18 protein-coding genes and 1 pseudogene are annotated in these 23,753 nt (G+C 72.7%); 8 read left to right on the top strand and 11 right to left on the bottom strand.

What is annotated here, in order from left to right; genetic code table 11:
- Positions 1 to 44: 44 nt before the first annotated feature.
- Positions 45 to 434, top strand: a complete 390-nt coding sequence (locus tag ABT095_RS04965) for a GNAT family N-acetyltransferase (RefSeq protein ID WP_350527871.1) — start codon at positions 45 to 47, stop codon at positions 432 to 434.
- A 48-nt stretch (positions 435 to 482) separates the two neighbouring features.
- Here the strand turns inward: ABT095_RS04965 and ABT095_RS04960 are convergent, their stop codons facing one another.
- On the bottom strand, positions 483 to 1,079 hold the full coding sequence (locus ABT095_RS04960) for a 3'-5' exonuclease (protein ID WP_350527857.1): 597 nt from the start codon (positions 1,077 to 1,079) through the stop codon (positions 483 to 485).
- Positions 1,080 to 1,163: 84 nt separating this feature from the next.
- Here ABT095_RS04960 and ABT095_RS04955 point away from each other — a divergent pair, with 84 nt between their 5' ends.
- Positions 1,164 to 2,015, top strand: a complete 852-nt coding sequence (locus ABT095_RS04955; RefSeq protein WP_350527856.1) for an alpha/beta fold hydrolase — start codon at positions 1,164 to 1,166, stop codon at positions 2,013 to 2,015.
- A gap of 10 nt (positions 2,016 to 2,025) precedes the next feature.
- Here ABT095_RS04955 and ABT095_RS04950 read toward each other — a convergent pair whose 3' ends face one another.
- Entirely contained in the window at positions 2,026 to 2,229 is a 204-nt protein-coding gene (locus tag ABT095_RS04950) for a hypothetical protein (RefSeq protein ID WP_350527855.1), read from the bottom strand.
- Positions 2,230 to 2,634: 405 nt separating this feature from the next.
- On the opposite strand from ABT095_RS04950, the gene ABT095_RS04945 reads away from it, so the two are divergent.
- A complete protein-coding gene (locus ABT095_RS04945; RefSeq protein ID WP_350527870.1) occupies positions 2,635 to 3,327 on the top strand; it encodes an HNH endonuclease family protein in 693 nt (230 codons plus the stop codon).
- Positions 3,328 to 3,378: 51 nt separating this feature from the next.
- On the opposite strand, the gene ABT095_RS04940 is transcribed toward ABT095_RS04945, so the two are convergent.
- The 6 genes from ABT095_RS04940 to ABT095_RS04915 form a co-directional block, all read right to left on the bottom strand.
- Positions 3,379 to 5,583 (bottom strand): ArnT family glycosyltransferase, encoded by a 2,205-nt coding sequence (locus ABT095_RS04940; RefSeq protein WP_350527854.1) that lies wholly within the window; start codon positions 5,581 to 5,583, stop codon positions 3,379 to 3,381.
- A 62-nt stretch (positions 5,584 to 5,645) separates the two neighbouring features.
- Positions 5,646 to 6,590: an AEC family transporter gene (locus ABT095_RS04935; RefSeq protein WP_350527853.1), complete on the bottom strand. Its 945-nt coding sequence runs from the start codon at positions 6,588 to 6,590 to the stop codon at positions 5,646 to 5,648.
- Positions 6,591 to 6,596: 6 nt separating this feature from the next.
- Positions 6,597 to 7,715: an alpha/beta hydrolase gene (locus ABT095_RS04930; RefSeq protein WP_350527852.1), complete on the bottom strand. Its 1,119-nt coding sequence runs from the start codon at positions 7,713 to 7,715 to the stop codon at positions 6,597 to 6,599.
- 55 nt (positions 7,716 to 7,770) lie between these two features.
- A complete protein-coding gene (locus ABT095_RS04925; protein WP_350527851.1) occupies positions 7,771 to 8,439 on the bottom strand; it encodes a hypothetical protein in 669 nt (222 codons plus the stop codon).
- A 58-nt stretch (positions 8,440 to 8,497) separates the two neighbouring features.
- Entirely contained in the window at positions 8,498 to 9,289 is a 792-nt protein-coding gene (locus ABT095_RS04920) for an ABC transporter permease (protein ID WP_350527850.1), read from the bottom strand.
- Positions 9,286 to 10,029: an ABC transporter ATP-binding protein gene (locus ABT095_RS04915; protein ID WP_350527849.1), complete on the bottom strand. Its 744-nt coding sequence runs from the start codon at positions 10,027 to 10,029 to the stop codon at positions 9,286 to 9,288. The genes ABT095_RS04920 and ABT095_RS04915 overlap by 4 nt, the downstream gene beginning before the upstream one ends.
- Before the next feature lie 122 nt (positions 10,030 to 10,151).
- Here ABT095_RS04915 and ABT095_RS04910 point away from each other — a divergent pair, with 122 nt between their 5' ends.
- Entirely contained in the window at positions 10,152 to 11,357 is a 1,206-nt protein-coding gene (locus ABT095_RS04910; RefSeq protein ID WP_350527848.1) for a sensor histidine kinase, read from the top strand.
- Complete coding sequence (locus ABT095_RS04905) at positions 11,354 to 12,013, top strand: response regulator (protein ID WP_350527847.1); 660 nt, start codon at positions 11,354 to 11,356, stop codon at positions 12,011 to 12,013. The genes ABT095_RS04910 and ABT095_RS04905 overlap by 4 nt, the downstream gene beginning before the upstream one ends.
- Positions 12,014 to 12,125: 112 nt before the next feature.
- Here ABT095_RS04905 and ABT095_RS04900 read toward each other — a convergent pair.
- A pseudogene (locus tag ABT095_RS04900) lies at positions 12,126 to 13,667 on the bottom strand (CehA/McbA family metallohydrolase).
- Between the two features lie 180 nt (positions 13,668 to 13,847).
- Here ABT095_RS04900 and ABT095_RS04895 point away from each other — a divergent pair.
- A complete protein-coding gene (locus tag ABT095_RS04895; RefSeq protein WP_350527846.1) occupies positions 13,848 to 15,452 on the top strand; it encodes an FAD-dependent monooxygenase in 1,605 nt (534 codons plus the stop codon).
- Here ABT095_RS04895 and ABT095_RS04890 read toward each other — a convergent pair.
- Entirely contained in the window at positions 15,449 to 17,458 is a 2,010-nt protein-coding gene (locus tag ABT095_RS04890) for a CocE/NonD family hydrolase (protein WP_350527845.1), read from the bottom strand. The genes ABT095_RS04895 and ABT095_RS04890 overlap by 4 nt on opposite strands.
- A gap of 229 nt (positions 17,459 to 17,687) precedes the next feature.
- On the opposite strand from ABT095_RS04890, the gene nicT reads away from it, so the two are divergent.
- Positions 17,688 to 18,788, top strand: a complete 1,101-nt coding sequence (gene nicT / locus ABT095_RS04885; RefSeq protein ID WP_350527844.1) for a Nickel transporter NicT — start codon at positions 17,688 to 17,690, stop codon at positions 18,786 to 18,788.
- 55 nt (positions 18,789 to 18,843) lie between these two features.
- Here the strand turns inward: nicT and ABT095_RS04880 are convergent, their stop codons facing one another.
- A complete protein-coding gene (locus ABT095_RS04880; RefSeq protein ID WP_350527843.1) occupies positions 18,844 to 20,970 on the bottom strand; it encodes an NPCBM/NEW2 domain-containing protein in 2,127 nt (708 codons plus the stop codon).
- 342 nt (positions 20,971 to 21,312) lie between these two features.
- On the opposite strand from ABT095_RS04880, the gene ABT095_RS04875 reads away from it, so the two are divergent.
- The gene (locus tag ABT095_RS04875; RefSeq protein ID WP_350527842.1) at positions 21,313 to 23,727 is read left to right on the top strand and encodes a DUF8508 domain-containing protein; all 2,415 of its coding nucleotides are present in this window, start codon (positions 21,313 to 21,315) and stop codon (positions 23,725 to 23,727) included.
- Positions 23,728 to 23,753 lie beyond the last annotated feature (26 nt).

The following is a 23,753-nucleotide window of genomic DNA, read 5'->3' as shown; positions in this document are numbered from 1 at the left end:
AGCGCTTCAGATGAGTTCACGAACGGGCTAACGGAGGAGCCCTCATAAGGTCACTGACCTGCGAAAACGACGTAGTTAGTTCGGTCAACAGGCAGTATCCGCACGCGCGACCGTGGTACCGGGCTGTCTACGCCGATGACGAGCTGGTCGGGTTCGTGATGCTGAGTTGGAACGTGGAGCCGCAGCCGCCGGACGTCATCGGACCGTGGTTCCTGTGGAAGCTCCTCGTCGACCGGCGACATCAGGGCCGAGGCTACGGTGCCGAGGTGGTACGGCAGGTCGCGCACCTCGTCCGAGCCGAGGGCGCTGCCGAGCTGTTGACCAGCTACGTGCCGCTGGCCGGCGGGCCGGCAGGTTTCTACCGGCGGCTGGGGTTCGTGCCTACCGGAGACCTGGACGGCAACGGCGAGGTCATCGTGCGTCTCGCGCTGTAGACGGCCACCGCGCATCGCCGGCGAACCCGAACGTGTCGGCTCGCATGTTCAGCTGGGGCCGGGCAGGCCCTGGCCGTCCGGCCAGGCGTCGCGGCCGAGCAGGTCGAGGACGAGGGCGGCGATGTTCCAGGCGTCGTCCTCGCCCCGGTGGTGGCGGCCTTCGAGGGGGAGGCCGGCGATCTGGAGGGCCTGGGCCATGCCGGGCTTGCGACGCAGTCCGTAGGCCTCGGTGAAGACGGCCTTGGCGTTGGTGTGGCCGCGCTCGGCCGGGTACCCGAACGGGTAGGCCACGCCGTCGGCCTGGCTCTGCCGGGCGAACTGGCGGCGGTCGTACTCGCCCCAGCTGGCCCAGGGGCGGGTCGCGGCCGCGAACTCCTCGGTGAGGAGCCGGCAGGCCTCGGCGAAGGTGACACCCCTGGCGACCTCGGCCTGGGTCAGGCCGGTCAGTTCGGTGCAGAACCCACTCACGGTGGACCGGGACGGGCGGACCAGGATGCGGTGCCGCGACAGTCGCTGCCGGGCCGTCAGGTCCACCACGGTGAGGCCGATCTCGATGATCTCGTTGACCGAGCCGGGCGGGGGCCGGCCGTCCCAGCAGGTGGCTTCCAGGTCGATGACGTTGAGGAGGGCGGGTTCGTCGTTCACGGTGCCGAGGGTAGGGAGACACCTCCGGCTCCGGCATCCGAATTTCCGCGCGGCTGCGGGGCCGTCGTTGCCAGACTGGGTGTCATGGGTGAAGTGGTGGCGGACGACGGCGTGCGACTCTGGGCGGACCGGGCGGGCGATGGCGAGCCGGTCGTCTTCTGCCATGGCGGCCCCGGTCTCTGGGACACCCTCGACGACGTGGCGGAGCTGCTCGTCGACGGCTTCGCCGTGTACCGCTGGGACCAGCGGGGAGCCGGGCGGTCGCAGCGGTGCGGGCCGTACTCCGTCGAGCGGTCGTTGGCGGATCTGGATGCGGTCCTGTCCCACTTCGGCCTGGCCCGTACCACCCTGCTCGGTCACTCCTGGGGCGCTCAGCTGGCGCTGGAGTACGCGCTGAGGTTCCCGGAGCGGGTGAGCGGCGTCGTCTACGTCTCGGGCACCGGTATCGAGCCGAGGGCGACGTGGCGCGAGGAGCACGAGCGGAGGATCCGGGAACGGCTGGGCGACCGACTCGGCAGGTGGGCGCAGCTCAAGGACAGTGAGCGGACGGCGGAGGAGGACCGCGAGCTCTGCGTGCTGCAGTGGTCGACGGACTTCGTGGAGCCGGGCCAGGCGATGGCACACGCCGAGCGCATGGCCACCCCCTGGTTCGGGGTCAACTTCGAGTGCAACGCGGCCATCAACGCCGAGACCCGGGCGTGGGGTGGCGCGGGGGTGCGCGCGAGGTGCGAGGCCTTGAAGGTGCCGGTCCTCGTCGTGGACGGCGTCGAGGACACTCGCCCGCGCTGGTCGGTGGACTCGCTGGAGCGGGCGCTTCCCGACGTGTCCCGGGTGGCACTGGCTCACGCCGGTCACCTGCCCTGGGTGGAGGACCCGGCCGGATTCCGGAAGGCGGTCAGCAGCTTCCTGGCTGCCGACCGCCGACCGGGCCCCTGATGGCGGTGCGTCAGACGGCGGGCTCGTGGTGGTCGGCCGGCTTCGGGGTGGTGGCGCGGGCGTAGTGGTCGGCGATTTCCCGGCGGGCGTCGATCAGGGTCTTGATCAGTGACGTCACTGCCGGAACGGTGCTCTCGAGCTGCCTGGCTACGTAGACCAGGCCGGGCAGGGCGGCGGCACTGCCGAGCGCGACGGTGGCGATGGTGGCGGTCATGTCGGGACCTTCTCTCTCACGGCTGTCGATCGACCAGTCGGATCAGGGCGCGCCGGAAGTACCGACGCGGGCCCCGCCCCTGCTGCGGCGCGCGGCCGCCGCTCCGGAGCGGATTACCAACTGGCGAGTCGACCCAGCTAGGCAGCTGGTAGGGAGGAGAGAGGCATGCAGGAGAAGAACCTTCCTGGGGGTGCGACAGAACCGGACGACAGCGAGAGGCTACCTGCGGGCCGTCGCCGGCTGCACGGGATTTTCCGGGGGGCGAAACGATTCGGGGTGTCCCCGTTGTGGTGAGTTGACCCGGTGTGAGGGGGAGTGGTGGGGTGGGGCGCGGTCCGTCCGAGCGTCGTTGGGGAATTCGTGGGTCGTCGGTGTGGTGTTGTGCTGGGTCTGGCTGCTCTGGTGCTGGTGGCGGGGTGCAGCAGTGGCAAGCCTTCGCAGGATGCGGTGGTTCCTGGTCAGGTGGGGGTGGGGACCAGCCCGTTGGAGAATCCGGACGGGATGAAGCCGGGACTGGCGCCGCTGACTTCGGGGGCCGACCGGAAGGCCGGGCGGGAGCTGATCGCGAAGGTGAGGACCGCCGAGGCCGGGCCGAGGACGGGGTACGACCGGGACCAGTTCGGGCCGGCCTGGACGGACGCGGCGGACGGGGTGCCGCTGGCGCACAACAACTGCGACACCCGGGACGACCTGCTGGCGCGGGACGGCAGGTCGGTCGAGCACAAGGACGGTTCGAGCTGCATCGTCACCGGGATGACGATCTACGACCCGTACACCGGCAAGAACGTGCAGTGGACCAAGCAGCAGGCCACGAAGATCCAGATCGACCACGTCATGCCGCTCTCGTACGACTGGCAGATGGGCGCGGCGAAGTGGGACAAGGCCAAGCGGATGCAGATCGCCAACGATCCGCTGAACCTCATCCCGGCCGACGGCAGTCAGAACGCCTCGAAGGGCGACTCCGGCCCGGCCGGCTGGCTGCCGGCGAACCAGGCGGTGCGCTGCTCGTACGCGGTGCGGTTCGCGCAGGTCTCGTTGAAGTACCAGCTGCCGGTCACGCCCGCCGACAAGCAGGCGATGCTGCAGCAGTGCGCATAGCGGAGGGCCGCCTCCCCGAGCGGGAGGCGGCCCGTCGTCGTTGAGGCGGGGTCAGGAGGCCGGGGCCGTCAGGTCGTAGACGGTGGCCGAGCCGACGGTCTTGGCGGTGAAGTGGGCGGAGACCCAGGTGGCGATCTGCTCCGACTCCGACGAGGAGTTGCTGCCACCGCGTCCGCCGCCGAAGCCGCCACCGCCGATGAAGTAGTGGACGCGGCCCTGCTGGACGTAGGTCTTGAACTGGTCGAGGGTGAGGGAGGGGTCGGTGCCGTTGAAGCCGCCCAGGGCCATCACCGGTTCACCGGTGGCGAGTTGGTAGCTGGCCTGGTTCTGCGAGCCGACGGCCGCGGCGACCCAGGTGTACTTGCCCGCGTCCTGCTTGAGCAGGTCGGCGAGTTCGGAGCTGACCTTGGCGCCGTCGAGCAGGCCGCCCATGCCGCCGCCCGGGCCGCCGAAGCCGCCGCCGGAGCCGCCGCGCTCGCCACCGAGGTTGCGGAGGCCGGGCGGGAGCTGAGCGGCGCCGCCCGGGAAGCCGCCGCCCGGGGCGCCGCCGGGGAAGGTGCCGCCCCGGAAGCGCCCGCCCTTGGTGCCGCCCTGCCCGCCGGCGAAGCCGCCGGGGCCGCCGGGGCCGCCGAAGCCGTGGCCGCCCGCGACCCGGGGCCCGGCGGTCGGAATGGAGCCGGTGTGCGCGGTGGCCGCGGTGTCGACCGCGTAGGCGGCGGGCCCGCCGAGGCCGGCGGCCAGGGCGAGCAGGCCGCCGACGGTGGCGACCCGGCGGGCCAGTGCGCCGCTCGCCCGGGAGGCGAGCAGCAGCGCACCCGCCGCCGCGAGCCCGCCGACCAGCACCGCCCCGCGCAGCCAGGACTGGAAACCGGAGCTGCGCCCGAGCAGCACGTACGCCCAGACGGCGGTGCCGCCGACCACCACGGCCAGGACCGCCGCGTACGGGAGCCGGTGCCGGGCCCGCCAGAGGCCGTCCACGCCCATGCCCACCAGGGCGGCGATCGAGGGGGCGAGGGCCACCGTGTAGTACTGGTGGAAGATGCCGGACATGAAGCTGAAGGTCACCGCGGTGGAGAGCAGCGTGCCGCCCCAGACCAGGAAGGCCGCGCGGGCCGTGTCGGTGCGGGCGTAGCGCCGGGTGGCCCAGAGGCCGAGGACGAGCAGGGCGAGCGCGGCCGGCAGCAGCCAGGCGATCTGGCCGCCGATGTCGGTGCCGAAGAGCCGGCCCGCGCCGGTCGAACCCCACATGCTCCCGCCGCCACCGCCGCCGGGGCGCATACCGCCGCCGACCGAGCCGGTCTCGTTGCCGGTGATCCGCCCGAAGCCGTTGTAGCCGAAGGTGACGGAGAGGAAGTCGTTGTCCTGCGAACCGCCGATGTACGGCCGGGAGTTCGCGGGCACGAGCTCGACGGTGGCGACCCACCAGCCGGCCGAGACCAGTGCGGCCAGTCCGCCCAGCAGCACCTGGCGCACCCGGCGCCCGAGCCCGGTCGGGGCGACCACCAGGTAGATCACGGCGAAAGCGGGCAGGATCAGCACGGCCTGCAGGGTCTTGGTGAGGAAGCCGAAGCCGAACATCACGCCGACGAAGAGCAGCCAGCGGGTGGACGCCGTCTCGACGGCGCGCACCAGCCCGTACGCGGCCAGCGCCATCAGCAGCACGAGCAGCGCGTCGGGGTTGTTGAAGCGGAACATCAGCGCCGCGACCGGGGTGAGCGCGAGCACCGCGCCCGCGAGCAGCCCGGCGAGGGCGGAGAAGCGGCGGCGCACCGTCGCGTAGACCACGCCCACGGTGGCCACGCCCATCAGGGCCTCCGGCCCGAGCACCGTCCAGGAGTTCAGCCCGAAGACCCGGGCGGCCAGCTCCATCGGCCAGAGCGACATCGGCGGCTTGTCCACCGTGATGAAGTTGGCGGCGTCCGAGGAGCCGTAGAAGAAGGCCTCCCAGCTGCGGGTGCCCGCCTGCACGGCGGCGGAGTAGAAGGCGTTGGACCACCCGGAGGCGGCGAGGTTCCAGAAGTAGAGCAGGCCGGTGGCGGCGAGCAGGGCGAGGAAGGCCGGGCGGACCCAGCGCGAGTCCTCCGGGCGGCCGCGCCAGGCGCGGGCGGGGAGGGTGCGCCGACCGCCGGGGGAGGCGGGAGCCGGGCTGACGGGCGGATAGAGACCCCTGTCCCGGGCCGGCGGCTCCGGCGGCGGGTAGTTCGCGGCTTCGGGCCACGGGTCGCTGGTCGGAGGTACGGCACTGGTCGTGGTCATGGGAGTACGCTCGGGCGCAGCGCTGAGAAACCCATGAGACGGGCCTGGAAGCGGCCTCTAAATCAGTGCGAAGCGGCCCATTGGACCCAGAACGGCAGCAGGAGCAGCGCGCCGAGCGAGCTCTTGACCACCAGCGCCGCCGAGAGGTCGACCCCGACCCCGTACCGCTGGGCGAAGACGAAGAGGTTCTGCGGGGCGGGCATCGCGGCGATCAGCACCAGGTAGGTGAGCCAGGGGCCGTGCACGCCGAAGGCGTAGTGGCAGACGGCCCAGGCGAGCAGCGGGAAGAGCGCGCACTTGAAGCCGATCAGCCACAGCTCCTGGCGGGTGGTGCCGCGCAGCGACAGGCCGGCGCCGCCCAGGTGCAGGCCGAGGGCGAACAGGGCGACGGGGGAGGCGCTGTCGCCGACGAAGGAGAGGCTGTCCAGGACGGCCTTGGGGACGGGCACGGCGAGCAGGTTGAGCAGGATCCCGGCGTTGCAGGCCAGCACCAGCGGGGTGAGCAGCGAGGCGCCGAGCGCCCGGGCCAGCCGCCGGACGGGGCCGCCCTGGCCCGGCCGGCCGAGCTCCATGGTGGCGATGATGGTCAGCGAGAGGACGCAGACCTGGAACAGCAGCACGGGGAAGATCGGCGCCGCGTCGCCGAACAGCATGACGAAGACCGGCACCGCGAAGTACGCCGTGTTGACCTGCACCCCCGCCATCACCCGCAGCGCGATGCCGCGCGGGTCCCGGGTGCCGGTAGCCCGGGCGACCAGGCCGATCAGCAGGGCGGCGCAGGCGGCGGCGGTCGCGTAGCCGCCGATCGCCCGCCAGTCGAAGAGGGTGCCGAGGTCGCTGCGGTAGATGCTGCCGAAGAGGTAGCAGGGCACCGCGAAGAGGAAGGCGTAGTCGGCGAAGGCCTTGGAGCTCTCGGCGGGGACGACCTTGCGGCGGGCCAGCACCACCCCGCAGCCGAAGGCCAGCGCCACCGGGACCAGCTTGGAGAACGCCGCTATCGCGTCCAACGGGGATCAGGCCTGCGGCGGGGTGAGGCGCTTGCCGAGCCACTCCAGGGCCGGGGGGATCTCCCTGGTCCAGGTGTGGAAGTTGTGGCCGCCGCTGTCCAGGGTGATGGTCGAGAGCTGGGTCGGGGCCTTGAAGGCGCCGATCATCTTCTGGGTGCCCTCGTAGTCGTCCTCGTTCGGGCTGGTGGCGAGCAGCAGCGAGACCGGCGCGGCGGGCTGGGTGTGCAGGCGCCAGAGCAGGTCGTTCTGCTGCTTGAGCTTGGCGTCGCCCGCGAACAGGTCACCGGTGGTCGGGTCGATCGGGGCGGTGTAGTAGCCCGAGAGGGAGACGGCCGCGCGGTAGGCGTCCGGCTTGCGCAGGGCGAACTTGAGCGCGCAGTACCCGCCGGTGGAGTTGCCGATCACCGCGCGGGACTGCGGCTGGTCGCTGACCCGGTAGCCGGCCGTCATCGCCTTGGGCAGGTCCTCGGTGAAGTAGGTCTCCACCTTGGGGCCGTCCGGGATGTCCATGCACTCGGTGTCGCGGTTGCCGCCGGCCGGGGTGGTGCGCATCATCACCAGGATCGTCGGCGGCAGCTGCCCGGCCGTGATCGCCTGCAGGGTGGAGGCCGGGTAGGCCATCAGCGAGATCAGCTTCTCCGCCGAGCCCGGGTACCCGGCCAGCACCAGGGCCATCGGGAACTTATGCGCGGCGTAGGCCGGCTGGAAGTACTGCGGCGGCAGGTAGACGTACGCCTGGCTGCTCAGGCCCGAGCCCGCTCCTTTGATGGTGACGTTCTGGATCACCCCGGAGCGGTCCTTGGCCGAGCCCTGGGCGGAGTACATCTTCTGCTCGCCGGTGAGCGAGATCGCCTTGCCCGGCTGGTGGTCGACCACCGTGCCGGGCCCGCCGTCGGTGCCCAGCAGGTCGCTCCAGGTGGTGTAGAACCCGAAGTACGAGTTGGCGACCAGGCCCATCGCCACCAGCACCGCCACCTGCGCGGCCAGGAACGCGCCGAGCCGGCCCAGCCAGCTGCGCCAGCCCTTCCCGGCCAGCTTGGGCCAGAGCCACATGGTGGCGGCGAAGACGGCCACCGCCACGACGGCGGCGATGATCTGCAGCGGTACTCCGGTCAGACTGGGCATCCGCCGATCGTAGTTGACCGAATTGGACGCCCGGCCACCGGCTCGGCCGGTGTGCTCAGGCGAGAGCGGGGCGCAGGCGGCGGAAGGCGAACCAGGCCAGGGCGCCGACCGCGAAGCCGTACGCGGCGACCAAGCCGTGCCCGTTGGACTGGGCGAACCAGAGGACCAGGCCGAACACCGGCACCCCGAGGGCGAGCAGCTGCTCCTGGCGGCTGCCCTTGCCGTCGTGTCCGCCGTGGAGCAGCAGGGCGGCGGCCAGGGTGGCGCCGAGGAAGTAGGTGGCGCCCGAGCTGCCCGCGAAGTTGCGCGGGTCGGTGCTGCGGGAGGCCTCGCCGAACAGCGCGTCGATCCGCTCGGGCAGCAGGATGCCGGTGAGGAACAGGCCGAGCATCAGCGGCCCGCCCCAGAACCACTCGGCGAAGGCCGCCATGGCGGCCAGGGTGGCGAGGTTCCAGGCGCCGCCGCCGATGCCGCCGTTCTGCATGAAGACGGAGGTCAGGACCCGCCACCAGCCGTGCTTGGACGGGTCCGCGTCCAGCGCCGCCATCGCACCGGACCAGCACAGCTGCAGCACCACCGCACCGGCCGCGAGGCCGGTCAGCGCCACGGCGGCCCACGGCACGCTGCGCCGGCGCAGCGTCTGCTCGCCCAGCAGGGCCATGCCCGCCTTGAACATCAGCACCATCAGTGCCGCAGTTGTGACGTTGAAAATGATCGCGTCCATCGCCCTCGTCCCCCGTCGACCGGCTCGTGTCGATCATGACCTTAGCGGCCTGGCCAGGTCACAGATCCCGCCGGTCGGCCACCACCACGGCGGTCACGGTCGCGGCCAGGGCCCAGCCGAGGTAGGCGGCCCAGGAGAGGAGGATGCTGGCCGGGTGCGGGGAGGGCAGCTGGTTGGTGACGTCGATCTGGGTGAGGAAGCGCCAGGCGTTGAACGGCATGGCGTGCTTGACGGCGGCCGTCCAGGCGTGGGTGTCGGTGCAGAGCGAGGGCAGCATGAAGAGCACCAGCACCCCCGCCACCACGGTCGCGGCGCCGTGCCGCAGCAGGACGCCCAGGCAGAGGCCGACCAGGGCGCAGACCGGTGCGAACAGGGCGGTTGCCGCGATGAACCGCACCGCGCCCGGAGCGGTGACGGACAGGCCTATGTGCCGTCCGGCGAGCAGCGCCTGGGTCAGCCAGAAGGAGAGCCCCGAGATCAGCAGGCCGTACCCCGTCATGACCCCCGTGACCACGGCGGCCTTGGCGGTCAGCACCGCCCGGCGGTGCGGCACCGCGACGAAGGTGGTGCGCAGCAGGCCGGTCGCGTACTCGCTGACCGACACCATCGCGCCGACGCTGGCCGTGACCAGCAGCAGCAGGTCGGCACCGACCAGGGTGAAGGCGGTGTCGAAGGCGTTCTGGGGGTGGAAGGTGTCGCCGGGGCGGTAGCCGGCGTACACGTACTGCGCCGACCGCAGGTTGACCGCCAGCATGGCCAGGACGCTCACGCCGAGCACCCAGCGGATCGAGCGCAGGGACCAGAACTTCGTCCACTCGGCGGCCAGCAGGTGGTGGAATCGCGGGGTCATCGGAGGTCTCCTGCACGGTGGTCGGCGATGGTGCGGTGGTCGGCGGCGTCGGCGGTCAGGTCGAGGAAGGTCTGCTCCAGGGAGCCCGTCCGGGCGGTGAGTTCGGCCAGGCTCCCGGCCGCGAGCAGCCGGCCCCGGCCGATCACCACCAGCTGGTCGGCGGTGTGCTCCATCTCGCTCATCAGGTGACTGGAGAGCAGCACGGTGCGCCCCTCGGCGGCCAGCTTGCGCAGCAGTCCGCGCACCCAGCGCACGCCCTCCGGGTCCAGCCCGTTCAGCGGCTCGTCGAAGAGCAGGACGGGCGGATCGCCGAGGAGTGCCCCGGCGATGCCCAGCCGCTGCTTCATCCCGAGCGAGTACTCGCCGATCCGGCGCCGGGCCGCACCGGTGAGGCCGACTTCGGCCAGCACTTCGTCGACCCGCGCAGAGGGGATCGCGTTGCTGCGGGCCAGCGCCAGCAGGTGGGACCGGCCGCTGCGGCCGCCGTGCACGTCGCCCGCGTCGAGCAGCGCGCCGACCTCCCGCAGTCCGCGGGGGAGGCTGCGGAACGATCGGCCGTGGATGGTCGCGGTACCACTGGTGGGGGCGTTCAGGCCGAGGATCAGCCGCAGGGTGGTGGACTTGCCCGCGCCGTTCGGACCCAGGAAGCCCGTCACCTGCCCGGGGCGGACGGTGAAGCTGAGGCGGTCGACGGCGGTGGTGCGGCCGTACCGCTTGGTCAGGTCGGTGACTTCGATCATGGCTCAACAGTGGCCGGAGCACCCCCGGCACCACATCCGACCAGCACTGACAGTGCGTCACGCCCAGGTTGTACAACCCTGGTCCGATGCCCGGCGCGGACGGTGCCGGTTACGATCACCGCATGTCCACCACCCCCGCCCTGCCGCTGCTGCGCCGCCTGCACCCCGGCGGGTGGGTGGCGGCGGCCTGGTGTCTGGCGGTCGCCTCCCCGTCGCTCGCGGTCGGCGGCCACGGGCACCCCGACCCGGGCTTCCTGGCCGCCGCCACGGCCCTTGCCTTCGCCGGTGCCGCCCTGCTGCGCCGCCGCCCGCTGCTCGCGCTCGCCCTGCTGCTGGTCGCCACCTTCGCGGTGACCGACGCGACCAGCGCCGGGGTGCAACTGCCGCTGACCTCGCTGCTGGCCGTGGACGTGGCGCTGTGCGCGGTGACGGCCGCCGGGCCGCACCGCACCGCCCGGGCCGCGCTGCTGCTGGTGCTGCTCCCGCTGGTGCTGCACCTGGGCATGACCACCGGCAACACCTTCGGCCTGACCACCGTGATCGATGGCCAGGGCCCGGCGACGGTGTTCACCGTCGGGCCGTACCGGCTGACCAGCGGTCTGCCGCGCCTCGGGGTCTCCGACGAGGGGGCGCTGGGCGCCGTGATCGCCTGGCTGGTGGGGCGCTCGGTGCGGCAGGCCCGGGAGCACACCGCCGCGCTCGGCGCCCAGCTGGCCGCGCAGGCCGTCACCGCCGAACGGCTGCGGATCGCCCGGGAGATGCACGACACCGTCGCGCACAGCATGGGCGTGATCGCGCTGCAGGCCGGGGCGGCCCGGCGGGTGATCGCCACCCGCCCGGAGCGGGCCGAGCAGGCGCTGGGCGCGATCGAGACCGCCGGGCGGGAGACGCTGGCCGGGGTGCGGCGACTGCTGGGCGCCCTGCGCGAGGCCGAGGCCGGGCCGGGGCTGGCGGAGCTGGAGCGGCTGGCCGCCGAGACCACGGCGGCCGGGGTCCGGGTCGACCTGCACCGGGTCGGCGAGCCGGGCACCCTGGCGCCGGAGACGGAGCTGGCGGCCTTCCGGATCGTGCAGGAGTCGCTGGCGAACGTGGTGCGGCACGCCGGGGTGACGCACTGCCGGGTGCGGGTCGAGCAGCTGACCGGGGGCGCCCTGGCGCTGGAGGTCACCGACCGGGGGCGCGGCCGGGGCACGGGGGAGCCCGGCTACGGGCTGACCGGGCTGCGGGAGCGGGTCGCGCTGCTGCACGGGGAGTTCGAGGCGGGCCCGCGCGCGGGCGGCGGGTTCCGGGTGGCCGCGCGGCTGCCCGTGGTGGAGGGAGTGCGATGACCGTGCGGGTGGTGCTGGCCGACGACCAGCCGTTGGTGCGGGCGGCGCTGGAGATGGTGATCTCCGCGACCGAGGACGTCGAGGTGGTCGGTGAGGCGGGCACTGGGGCGGAGGCCGTCCGGCTGGTCGAGGAACTGCGGCCGGACGTGGTGGTGATGGACATCCGGATGCCGGGGATGGACGGGATCGAGGCGACCAGGGCGGTCACCGAGGGGGCCGGGGGGACCAGGGTCCTGGTGCTCACCACCTTCGACGAGGACCGGTACGTCTACGGCGCGCTGCGGGCCGGGGCCTCGGGCTTCCTGGTCAAGGACATGGCGCTGGACGACATCCTGGCCGCGGTCCGGGTGGTCGCCGCCGGGGACGGCCTGATCGCCCCCGGCGTGACCCGCCGCCTGATCGCCGACTTCGCCGCCCGCCCCGAAGCCACGCGCAGGGCGGACTCCGGCCGGCTGGCCGTGCTGACCGACCGGGAGCGCGAGATCCTCACCCTGGTCGGCCGGGGGCTCTCCAACACCGAGCTTGCCGCTGAACTGGTCCTCAGCATCGCCACCGTGAAGACCTACATCACCCGGCTGCTCGCCAAGCTGGACGCCCGTGACCGGGTCCAGCTGGTGATCCTCGCCTACGAGTGCGGCCTGGTGGCGGTGGTCTGAGGCGCGGTCAGGCGGGCCGGAGCAGCAGGGTCCACGGTTCGCGGGGCGGGCCAGGGCGAGCCGGGGCTTGCGTTCGGCCCAGTGCCGGACGGCAATTGGCGTTTATCGGATCTCAGCGGTCGGTGTTTCGCAGCAGGATCGGGTTGGTCATCGCGGCCATCGGCCCCCAGGGCAGGTCGGTGGTGATCGAGTTGCCCTTGCCGGGGGTGCCGTCGGCCTTCGGGTGGCGGACCTCCGCCCGGACGTAGGCGGCGAGCGAGGCGGTGGTGCGCCAGGTGACGGTGCCGGAGCCGGTGGCGGGGAGCGACTCCTGGTGCAGCTGGCCTTCGTCGGTGAGGAGGCGGACGGTGCCCGAGGGGACGCCGGAGACGGTCAGCCGGACGTCCACCGGTGCGTCGCCGGGCACGGTCAGTTGCTCGCCGATCCCGGCCTGGCGGCCGTGCCCGGTGGCGGTGAACTCCAGCCGTACGGAGGCGGATTCGGCGAGCCAGCTGCGGCCCGCGCGCAGCCCCTCCAGCACGGCGGCGCGGCTCAGGTCCTCGGCCAGCACCACGTTGTGCGGGGAGCCGATCGGCTGCGGGGCGCTGTGCGCGTCGCTGTTGCCCATGGCCGGCAGCCAGGGCCTGCCCTCGCGCAGCGCGACGGCGAGGCGGCCGTCCCAGGTGTCCACCGCCGACTCGTCGTCGTACGTCCAGGGGCCGTTCCACACCTCGACGGCGTCCGCCTGCTCGTAGCCGAACTTCCACTGGCAGGCCACGTACGGGCAGTACGGATGCGCGGGCACCACCAGGCCGCCGGAGCGGCGCACCTGGCGGGCGAAGCGCGGGAAGGCCTCGTCGCGCGAGCGGTAGCGCCAGTCGACGAACTCGCCCGGGGGCAGGCCGAGGGCCAGCCAGTGGCCGTTGCGGGTGGTGATCTCCTCGCCGGTGACGATCAGCAGGTCAGGCCCGGCCAGCGGGCCCCAAACACCGTGCGAGGAACTGGTGTTGTGATCGGTGGAGACGATGAAGTCGAGCCCCGCCGCGCGGGCGCCCGCCGCGACCTCCTCGGGCAGCCGCCGCCCGTCGGAGTACACGGTGTGCAGGTGGCAGTCCCCCCGGTACCAGGCCCGGCCCCGGCCCTCGGCCCGCTCCGGCGGGTAGTGCGGGGTGAACTCCGGCCCCGGCTCGCCGAACCGGAGGGTCACCTGCACCTGGTAGTCCAGCCCCTGCGGCGCCACCTGGTACGGACCGAGCACGATGTGCCAGATGCCCGGCTCGACCGGGCCGGGCAGGTAGCCGGGGGTGGCGGCCGAGCGCGAGAGGCTGAACTCGGTGCGGAAGCCGTCGGACCAGCCGCGGAAGCCCGCGCCGCCGAGGCCGGTGCCGCGCTGGTCGAAAATGCCGATGTCGCAGGAGTTGCCCGGAGTGCCGGGCGGCACGGCGGGCCGGTCGTAGCTGTACGCGACGGCGATCTCCCGTACACCTGGTGGGACTTCGACCGGGAGCTAGACGAAGTCCGGTGCGCCGGCCGGGAGATGGCCGCTGAGCGTGACGGTACGGTCCGGCTCGGCAGCCGAGGCCCGGCCGGTGGCGGCCAGGCCGAGGGCGGTGGCGGCGCCGGCGGTGAGCACGGCGCGGCGGGCGGGGCGGGGAGTGCCGGGTTCGGCGGGCATCAGAAGCCTCCGGGCTGGCGCGGGCAGGGCTGTTCGGTCGCCTACCCGGCCCGGTGAATCCACGGTGAGCCGGAGCCCACCGGAGCGGGGCCGCTGGGTGAAGGGGCCGGGCCGAGTGGCCGGAAGGGGGGCGGGCGGGGCAGCCTGGAGAGGGGTCGTCGGAAGGTCTCGGGAGCGGTTATGGGTGACACCGAAGTCCTGGTCGTCGGAGCCGGCCCGGTCGGGCTGACCGCGGCCGCCGAACTGCGCCGGCACGGCGTGGACTGCCGGATCGTCGACCGGCTGCCGACTCCGCAGCCGTACGCCAAGGCCGTCGGTATCCAGCCCCGGACGCTGGAGGTCTGGGACGCCATGGGCCTGGTGCGGGAGGTGCTGGACGAGGCCGTGCCGACGCTCGGCGAGCTGGCCTTCGTGAACGGCGAGCCCGGCCCCCGGACCGAGCTGGTGCTGCCGCCCGAGGTGCCGTACCGGTTCGCCGGCCTGCCCCAGTACACGACGGAACGCCTGCTGGCCGACCACCTCGCCGGGTACGGCACCCGGGTCGAGCGCGGCACCGAGCTGCTGCAGCTGGCCCAGTCGGACGGCCACGTGCGGGTCACCCTGGCGACGCCGGGGGGCACCGAGGAGGTGCTGGCCCGGTACGTGGTGGGCTGCGACGGCGCACACAGCCGGGTCCGCAAGGCGGTCGGGATCGGGTTCGAGGGCGACGCCTTCCCCGAGCAGTTCATGCTGGGGGACGTGCAGGTCGACTGGGACCTCCCGGAGGGTTACGCGATCAGGTCGACCCACCGCGGGGCCGACGGCAGCGCCGACGACTTCCTGGTCTGCGTCCCGCTGCCGGGCCGGAAGCGGTACCGGATGTCCATGCTCGTGCCGCCCGAGCTGGCCGCTGCCTCGTCCGGCGACGGGATCGAGCACGGCATGGAGGGCGGGCACGAGCCCGAGCTGCACCACATCCAGACCGTGCTCGACCGGCTCTCCCCGCAGCCCACCACGGCCGACACCCTGCGGTGGTCCTCGCTCTTCCGGATCAGCCACCGGCTGGCCGATCGCTACCGCGAGGGCCGGGTCCTGCTCGCCGGCGACGCGGCCCACATCCACCCGCCGACCGGCGCGCAGGGCATGAACACCGGAGTGCAGGACGCCTTCAACCTGGCCTGGAAGCTGGCCCTGGTGGTGCGCGGCGCCGCTGCCGACACCCTGCTCGACAGCTACCACGCCGAGCGTCACCCGGTCGGCGAGGAGGTCGTCGGCCGGACGGTCCGGCACGCCCGGGACGGAATGGCGGCCGACCCCGAGGACCCGGCCACCCTGCTGCTCCGCGAGGCCCAGTTGCTGCTGGACTACCGCGGCGGCCCGCTGACGGACCAGGCCGCCCGTACCCCGGCGCCGGGGGACCGCGCCCCGGACTGCGGCGGGCTGCTGCGGCCCCTGGCGGCCTACCCGCTGCGGCTGTTCGACCTGCTGCGCAGCCCGCGCCACACCCTCCTGCTGTACGCGGGCACCGCCACACCCGTGGCGGACCTCCGGGCCATGGCCGAGACGGCCCGGTCGGCGGCGCGCGGCCTCCTCGACGCCTACGCCGTGCTCGGCCCGGGCGCGCCGGCCGAGGGCCTCGATCTGCCGGTCGTGCACGACGCCACCGGAGCGTTCCGGGCGGCCTACGACGCTCAGGACGGCGAGGCCTTCCTCGTCCGTCCGGACTGGTACCTCGGCGCCCGCCTCCCCCTGACCGCCCCCGGCCGGCTCGAGGCCCACCTGCGGCGCACCTTCAGCGCAGGCTAGGACGTTCGCGGCACGCGCTGCTCCCACTCGCGTTCGAAGACCACCGAGCCCGCCTCCAGGGCGGTCAGGTGGTCGCGGGTGGTGAAGTGGGTGGCGGAGGCGGTGATCTCGGAGCGGGTGATGACGGTGGTGTCCCAGCCGAGGTCGGGGCGCTGCAGGCGGATCGTGCGGTCCGAGCGGGTGCGGGCGGTCAGTGGGTCGTCGGCGGTGATCTCGTAGGACTCCAGGGTCTGCTCGTCGAGCACCAGGCCGTCGGGGAGGATCCGGGAGCCGCCGTGGTCGGGGGCGACCTCCAGGCGCCAGCTGCCGGCCGCGAGGTCGTGGTGGACCAGCCGCTCGGGCCGGGCGGTGAGCGGTTCGGTCTGCCGGACGTCCAGGGCGGGGGCCTGCTCGGGCGGTTCGAAGCTGACCGGCGGATTGCCCGCGTCGGCCGCGAGGTGCCGCACCGGCAGGGTCAACGCGCTGTGGCCCGGGTCGAGTTCGAAGCCGGTGGTGCCGGGCCGGGGCCAGACCCAGGGCCAGTACGCGGAGGAGAGCGCCAGCCGCAGCCGGTGCCCGGGCGGGAACGCGTGCGCGATGCCCACCAGCTCGAACTCCACGTCCTCGACCGCCCCGGGCTCCCACTCCACCGCCTCCTGACGCCCGTGCCGGGCCGAGAGGTCGAGCACGCCCCGGGTGACCAGCGTCGAGGAGCCGTCCGGCGCGACGTCGCACAGCCGCGCCGCCACCTGCCCGCGCCGCGCGTCGCACCGCACCCGCAGCCGCACCCCCGCCCGGCCGAGGAGCTCCACCCGCTCGGGCAGCGGGGTCGAGTCGAAGCAGACCGAGCGCCCGTCCTCCTCCCGCTGGTCCGGCGGCAGGTCGGCCGCGTTGCCGGACGGGACGAACGGCCCGGCGTCGATCCCGGTGTGCTGGGGCGAGCGGACCGGCACGAACCGCTCCGCCGTGCCCGCCGTGCGCAGCGCGTCGTCCAGGCCGTAGTGCACCGGCCGCACGTCCGGCGAGGGCCAGGACTCGTCGCCGATCCAGCGGCCGGGCCGGTTGGCGTAGGCGGTGGCGGGCGGCACGGACTCGTTCATCCAGCTGCGCAGCGCGGGCTCGGCCATGACCCCGGTGTCGACGCCCTTGAGCCAGTGGTCCCACCAGCGCAGGCTCTCCTGCAGGAAGCCGATCGCGGGGCCGGGCGGCAGCCCCCGGTCGGGGTACTGGTGCGACCAGGGGCCGATGATCCCGCGCACCGGGGCCTTCAGGTGCTCGACCAGCCGCAGCACGGTGTCCCGGTACGGGTCGGCCCAGCCGCCGACGGCCAGCACGGCCGCCTCGACCGCGCCGTAGTCCTCGCGGACGCTGCCGCGGCGCCAGTAGCCGTCCCTGGTCCGGTGGGTGAGCCAGGGGTGGACGAGCGGGGTGATCGCCGCCAGCCGCTCCAGCCACATCCGCCGCCAGTCGTCGCCGACGTACTTCGGGTCCGGCGGGCGGGCGGTGAAGGCCAGCAGGGTGGCCGACCGGGCGGGCAGGCCGGCCGCCAGCAGCGAGCCGCCGAAGTAGCGCCCGTCGTTGTCGTAGCGGTCGTCGGTGCCGCAGACGGTGACCACGGCCTTGAGCGGCTCGGGGGCCAGTGCCGCGATCTGCAGGCTGTTGCTGCCGCCCCAGGCGAGGCCGAACATGCCGACCCTGCCGGTGCACCACGGCTGCGCCGCCAGCCACTCGACCACCTCGACCCCGTCGGCCAGCTCCTGCGCCGAGTACTCGTCCCCGGGCAGCCCGCCGGAGTTCCCGTGCCCGCGGATGTCCACCCGGACGGAGGCGTAGCCGTGCGCCGCGTACCAGGGGTGGCGCTGGGCGTCGCACGGCGCGGTCCAGTCGCTGAGCCGGTACGGCAGGTACTCGAGCAGGGCGGGCACCGGCTCCGCGCCGACCGGCCGCCAGATCCGGGCGGACAGCTCGGTGCCGTCCGTGAGCGGGATGCGGACGTCTTCGCGGGTGGTGGCGTACGGGTTCGGCACGACGGCTCCCGGCGGTCGGCTGGGCACGCGGAAAAGTCGGACGAATACGGACCTTAGCGCGCGAAAGGTACTGATCCGCGGTCAGCCGCCCGCCCGGGCGCGGCGCCCGGCTCCCCTGTGCGCCGGGGGCTCGTAGTTGCAAACAACTTGCAACTACACCCCTGGGGAGGGAAGGATGGCCCAGCCCAGCTGCCCGACCCGGCCGCCTGCCCCGCCGAGAGGACACCCCATGCCCGCCGCCCCAGCCCGCCTGCGCGACCGGCTCACCCGGGAGGAGTGGATCCGCCTCGCCGGGATGGGCGGCTTCGTGCTCGCCCTGCACGTGATCGGCTGGTTCACCCTGCTGGCGGTCATCGCGCCCAGGCACTACCAGGTCGGCGGCCAGGTCTTCGGCGCGGGCATGGGCCTGACCGCCTACACGCTGGGCATGCGGCACGCCTTCGACGCCGACCACATCGCGGCCATCGACAACACCACCCGCAAGCTGATGGGCCAGGGCAAGCGCCCGCTCTCGGTGGGCTTCTGGTTCTCCCTCGGCCACTCCTCGATCGTCTTCGCCCTGTGCGCGCTGCTCGCCTTCGGCGTGCGCTCGCTGGCCGGGCAGGTCGAGTCCGACGACTCCTCGCTGCACCGGACCACCGGCCTGATCGGGGTCAGCGTCTCGGGCACCTTCCTGGTGCTGATCGGCCTGATCAACCTGGGCGCCTTCAACGGCATCCTCAGGGTCTTCCGCAAGATGCGCGAGGGCGAGTTCGACGAGGCCGAGCTGGAGCGCCAGCTCGACAAGCGCGGCCTGCTCAACCGCATCCTGGGCCGGGCCACCCGGGCCGTCACCAAGCCCTGGCACATGTACCTGGTCGGCCTGCTCTTCGGCCTCGGCTTCGACACCGCCACCGAGGTCTCGCTGCTGGTGCTGGCCGGCGGCGCGGCGGCCTTCTCGCTGCCCTGGTACGCGCTGCTCGTGCTGCCGGTGCTGTTCGCGGCCGGAATGAGCCTGCTGGACACCATCGACGGCTCGTTCATGAACTTCGCCTACGAGTGGGCCTTCTCCAAGCCCGTCCGCAAGATCTACTACAACCTGACCGTGACCGGGCTCTCGGTGCTGGTCGCGCTGGTGATCGGCGTGATCGAGCTGGTCGGCCTGCTCGGCGAGAAGCTGGAGATCACCACCGGCCCGATCGGCTGGATCGCCGGGCTCGACCTCAACCTGGTCGGCTACGCGATCGTGGGCCTGTTCGTGCTGACCTGGGGCGGCGCGCTTGCCTTCTGGAAGTTCGGCAAGGTCGAGCAGAAGTGGTCGGCGGGCCTGGCGGCCCGTAAGGAGGGTTGAGCGGGCCGCCGACCGGGGGGATGGTCGGCGGCCCGCTCGGGCGGGCTCCGAGGAGTCAGCTGCAGGTGAGCTGCGGGGCCGCCCAGTCTCCGTGGTCCGAGTTGCTGCCGTTGCCGCCGTCGGTGACGACCAGGCGCAGCTCGTCGCCGCCGGTCACGTCACCGGTCAGGTGCTTGGCGGCGTCGCCGGTGCGGAGCAGACCGCTGTCGGCGACCTTCGTCCCGTCCTTCCAGATCTCGAAGGTGACCGAGCCCAGCGGGCCGGCCTCGTCGTCCACGCCCACGTCGGTGCTCACGGTGCTGCAGCTGCCGCCGAGGTAGTAGGTCACCTCGCTGTAGGAGTTGGTGCCCAGGCCCTTGGCGTACTTGACGCCCTTGACGGTGATCGGGCCGCCGTCACCCTGGGCCTGCTCGCCGTTGCTCATGTCCTTCTCCACCGGGCCCCAGCCGTTGGAGGCGTTCGACCAGGTGAGGTCGCTGACCGCGTGCACACCGGCGGCGGGGCCGGGGCCGCAGGCGACCCGGGGGTCGGCCCAGTCCGCGTGGTCCCAGCTGGTGCCGTCGCCGCCGTCGGTGACCACCAGGCGCAGCTTCTGGCCGCCGGTCAGGTCCGCCTTGAGCTGCTTGGCGGCGTCCTTGCCGGTCACCACACCGCTGTCGGCGACCAGGACGTCGTCCTTGTAGACCTTGAAGTCCACCGAGCCGTTGCCGTACGCCTCGTCGTCCACCCCCACGGTCGCGACCAGGTCCCGGCACCGGCCGGCCAGGTTGTAGGTGATGTCGCTCGGGGCGTGCACGCCCAGGCCCTTGCTGTACTGGGTGCCGCGGATGGCCATCGTCCGGCCGTCGCCCAGGGCGATGTCACCGTTGCTGCGGTCGCGCTCGGCCGGGCCCCAGCCGTTGTCGGCGGAGAGCCACTGCAGGTCGCTCAGCCGGCTCATGCCGTCCGGCGGCGGCACCGGGCTGTTCGGGGTGACCCGCAGCATCACCGTGCCGTGCCCGGGCACGGACGCGCTGACCTGGTCCTTGACCGAGCCGGTCTTCTTGGACCAGAGGTCCTTGGTGGCGTACTGCTTGGCGCCGCCGATGCCGAGCGAGGCCACGGTGGCGGTGATGCTGGTCGTGTACGAGCCCTCGTTGGTGAGGGTGACGGCCCGGCTGCCGTCGGCCAGCGGCTTGGTCATCACGGTGGTGCCGGCGGCGGACGGGACGACCGTGCCCTGGCGGCCCAGCGGGTCCTGGTCGACCGCGATGACGTCCTTGTTGGTGAGGATCGCCAGCGTCTCGGCGCTCGCGCTGCGCAGGTCGCTGCCGATCAGCAGCGGGGCGTTCATCTCGGCCCAGAGGCTGAAGTGGGTGCGGTACTCGGTGCCGGTCATGCCGCCGTTGCCGACCTCCAGCATGTCCGGGTCGTTCCAGGCACCGATGTGCGAGTACGGGGCGAGGCCCTCGTTCTGGTGGGCGATGTTGATCATGCTCAGCCAGTTGTCGCTGATGTCGCCCGTGGTGCGCCAGGAGTTGCCGACCGGCTGCGCCCACTGCCACGGGGAGTTGGCACCCCACTCGCAGATCGAGAACAGGATCGGGCGGCCGGTGGCGGCCAGCGCGTCGCGCATCGTCTTGTAGCGCTGCTGGGCGTTCAGCCCCTGGTTGTTGCAGTTGTCGTACTTGAGGTAGTCCACGCCCCAGGAGGCCCACAGGTTGGCGTCCTGCTGCTCGTGGCCGAGGCCGCCGGGGAAGCCCTGCTCGTCGCAGGTCATCGTCCCGGCGCTGGAGTAGAGGCCGAACTTGAGGCCCTTGCCGTGCACGTAGTCGGCCACGGCCTTGATCCCGTGCGGGAAGCGCACCGGGTCCGGCACCAGGTTGCCGGCGGCGTCGCGCTGGGGGAGGGCCCAGCAGTCGTCCAGGTTGACGTACTGGTAGCCGGCGTCCTTGAGGCCCTTGCTGACGAAGAGGTCGGCGATGCCTTCGACCATCGACTCGTTGAACTCGGCCCGGCAGTGGGTGGAGTTCCAGTTGTTGAACCCCATCTGCGGGGTGAGGGCCAGACCGTTGTCCAGGGCCAGCGCGGGGGGAGCGGCGGCCAGGGTGACGGCGGCGAGCGCGCCACCGCCGGTGAGCAGGGCGAGCGAGGTGAGCGCCGCGCCTGATCGGCGGCGCCAGGAGTTTCTGCGGGACAGCACCGGGGCTCCTAAAGGAAAATAATCCGACGAGTTCCAACGGAATGCAACATATGACAGCGGCGTTTCAGGCTCACGTCAAGGGCTGCGTAGCGGTCAGATCAGCTCTACAGCTGGGCTGTTGGCCAGTTCTGGGTGAGTATGGCCGAAAGCTGGCTGGTCGATTTTGGTGTTGGAAAATGTTTGACCTGAGGTGCAGTGGGGCAGCGGTGGGCGCCAAGAGTTAACGCGCGATGTCTTGTCGCGTCATTTTCTACGCGCGTATCTTTGCCCCGTCCTAGTGACGGCCCGGCGCGCCCCACGCGATGACGGTCCGTCAGTACTCTTCCGAGGAGCCCTGCACAGGTGACCAACCCCCCCTCCGCCGCCCGCACCCGCCGTACGGCGCTGCGCTCGGTGATCCTGCCGGTCGGCGTCGCCGCCTCCCTCGTCCTCGTCCCGCTGCCCGGCGCCTTCGCGGCCCCGTCAGCCGATGCGGTCATCTCCGAGGTCTACGGCGGCGGTGGCAACTCCGGTGCCGTCCTGAAGAACGACTTCGTCGAGCTGGCCAACAAGGGCGGTGCCGCCTTCGGCCTGGCCGGCTGGAGCGTCCAGTACATCTCCGGCACCCCCGGCGCCACCTCGCAGTGGTCCGTCTCCCCGCTGAGCGGTGCGATCCCGGCGGGCGGGCGGTTCCTGGTCGGCGAGTCGGCGGGCGCGGGCGGCACGGTCGACCTGCCGACCCCCGACGCCACCGGCACCCTGGCGCTCTCGGCCGCCAACGGCACCGTCGCGCTGGTCCAGGGCACCGACCCGCTCACCTGCAAGACCGCCGCCGACTGCGCGGCCGACCCGCACGTCAAGGACCTGGTGGGCTTCGGCTCGGCCGTCGTGCACGAGGGCTCCGGCTCGGTGCCCGGCGCCTCCAACGCCGCCTCGGTGGCCCGCGCCGCCGGCCTGGCGGACACCGACGACAACGCCGCCGACCTCAAGGCCGGCACCCCCACCCCGGTCAACAGCCGCGGTGAGACGGTCGACCTGGGCGGCACCCCGACCGGCCCGACCGAGCCCGGCCCGCTGCGCATCCACGACATCCAGGGCGCCACCCGGCTCTCGCCCGAGACGGGCAAGACCGTGCTCGGCATCCCCGGTGTGGTCACCGGCGTGCGGCTGTCCGGCTCCAAGGGCTTCTGGATGCAGGACACCCACCCGGACGCCGACCCGGCCACCAGCGAGGGCATCTTCGTCTACACCGGCAGCGCCACCCCGGCCGTCAAGGCCGGCGACTCGGTGCTGGTGACCGCCAAGGTCAGCGAGTACTACCCGGCCTACACCTCGGGCAGCCAGTCGGTCACCGAGCTGACCAACCCGGCCGTCACCGTGCTCTCCGCCGGCAACGCGCTGCCGGCGCCCGTCGTGCTGAACGACACCTCGATACCGGCCGTGCTCGCGCCGGACGCGAACGGCGGCTCGATCGACAGCCTGCCGCTGCGGCCGGCCGACTACGCGCTCGACAAGTACGAGTCGCTGGAGGGCATGCTCGTCCAGGTCAGGGACACCAAGGTCGTCCAGGCCACCGACAAGTACAACGAGCTGTGGGTCGAGGCGCGCAAGGGTGACGTGAAGTCCACCCGCGGCGGCGCCCTCTACCTGGGGTACTCGGCGCCCAACTCGGGCCGCCTGATGGTGCAGACCCAGGGCGCCCAGCTGCCGCCGGCCAACGTGGGCGACCAGCTGCTCGGTGTCACCTCGGGCCCGCTGGACTACAACCAGTTCGGCGGCTACACGATCGCCGCCTCCACCGTCGGCACGTACAAGGACAACGGCCTGCAGCGCGAGATCACCGCGCCCGCGCCGGACGGCACCGCCACCATCGCCACCTACAACGTCGAGAACCTCGACCCGGGCGACCCGGACTCGAAGTTCGCCGAGCTGGCCCAGGGCGTGGTCACCAACCTGCGCTCGCCCGACGTCGTCGCCCTGGAGGAGATCCAGGACAACAACGGGCCGGCCGGTGACGGCGTGGTGGACGCCAGTGTGACCATCGGCAAGTTCATCGACGCGATCAAGGCGGCCGGCGGCCCGGCGTACGAGTGGCGTTCGATCAACCCGGTGGACGGCAAGGACGGCGGCGAGCCGGACGGCAACATCCGCCAGGTCTTCCTGTACAACCCGGCCCGGATCTCCTTCACCGACATACCCGGCGGGGACTCGACCACCGCCGTGGACATCACGGGCACCGGCGCCGACACCGCACTGACCGCCTCGCCCGGGCGGATCGACCCGGACAACGAGGCCTGGACGACCAGCCGCAAGCCGCTGGTGGGGCAGTTCACCTTCCGGGGCAAGAAGCTGTTCGTCATCGCCAACCACTTCAACAGCAAGGGTGGCGACCAGGGCATCGACAGCCGGTTCCAGGCGCCGACCCGCAGCTCCGAGGTGCAGCGGGTCAAGCAGGCCACGGTGGAGAACGCCTTCGTGGCGAAGCTCGAGGCGGCCGACCCGGACGCGAAGATCGTCTCGCTCGGCGACTTCAACGACTACCAGTTCTCGCCCGCGCTGCAGACCCTGACGGGTGGCGGGGTGCTGCGGGATCTGGTCAACGACCTGTACCCGAGCCAGCGGTACACGTACGTGTACCAGGGGAACTCGCAGGTGCTCGACCACACGCTGGTGAGCCCGGCGCTGACGAATGTCCAGTACGACGTGGTGCACGTGAATTCCGAGTTCGCGGTGCAGGCTTCGGACCACGATCCGCAGATCGTGCGCATCCGGCCGTAACGGCGGAAAACACCAAGGGCGCGGCG

Origin of the sequence: Kitasatospora sp. NPDC002227, from assembly GCF_040296285.1 — a bacterium.
In the GTDB taxonomy this organism is placed as follows: domain Bacteria; phylum Actinomycetota; class Actinomycetes; order Streptomycetales; family Streptomycetaceae; genus Kitasatospora.
The sequence above is the reverse complement of the archived record's forward strand: the minus strand, read 5'-3'. Positions and strand labels throughout refer to the sequence as shown.

Excerpts from the sequence above, each read along its gene's own strand:
- nicT (WP_350527844.1), top strand. The coding sequence starts at position 17,688 with ATGCCCGCCGCCCCAGCCCGCCTGCGCGACCGGCTCACCCGGGAGGAG.
- ABT095_RS04910 (WP_350527848.1), top strand. The coding sequence starts at position 10,152 with ATGTCCACCACCCCCGCCCTGCCGCTGCTGCGCCGCCTGCACCCCGGC.
- ABT095_RS04955 (WP_350527856.1), top strand. The coding sequence starts at position 1,164 with ATGGGTGAAGTGGTGGCGGACGACGGCGTGCGACTCTGGGCGGACCGG.
- ABT095_RS04950 (WP_350527855.1), bottom strand. The coding sequence starts at position 2,229 with ATGACCGCCACCATCGCCACCGTCGCGCTCGGCAGTGCCGCCGCCCTG.
- ABT095_RS04925 (WP_350527851.1), bottom strand. The coding sequence starts at position 8,439 with ATGGACGCGATCATTTTCAACGTCACAACTGCGGCACTGATGGTGCTG.
- ABT095_RS04930 (WP_350527852.1), bottom strand. The coding sequence starts at position 7,715 with ATGCCCAGTCTGACCGGAGTACCGCTGCAGATCATCGCCGCCGTCGTG.
- ABT095_RS04940 (WP_350527854.1), bottom strand. The coding sequence starts at position 5,583 with ATGACCACGACCAGTGCCGTACCTCCGACCAGCGACCCGTGGCCCGAA.
- ABT095_RS04905 (WP_350527847.1), top strand. The coding sequence starts at position 11,354 with ATGACCGTGCGGGTGGTGCTGGCCGACGACCAGCCGTTGGTGCGGGCG.
- ABT095_RS04915 (WP_350527849.1), bottom strand. The coding sequence starts at position 10,029 with ATGATCGAAGTCACCGACCTGACCAAGCGGTACGGCCGCACCACCGCC.
- ABT095_RS04895 (WP_350527846.1), top strand. The coding sequence starts at position 13,848 with ATGGGTGACACCGAAGTCCTGGTCGTCGGAGCCGGCCCGGTCGGGCTG.
- ABT095_RS04920 (WP_350527850.1), bottom strand. The coding sequence starts at position 9,289 with ATGACCCCGCGATTCCACCACCTGCTGGCCGCCGAGTGGACGAAGTTC.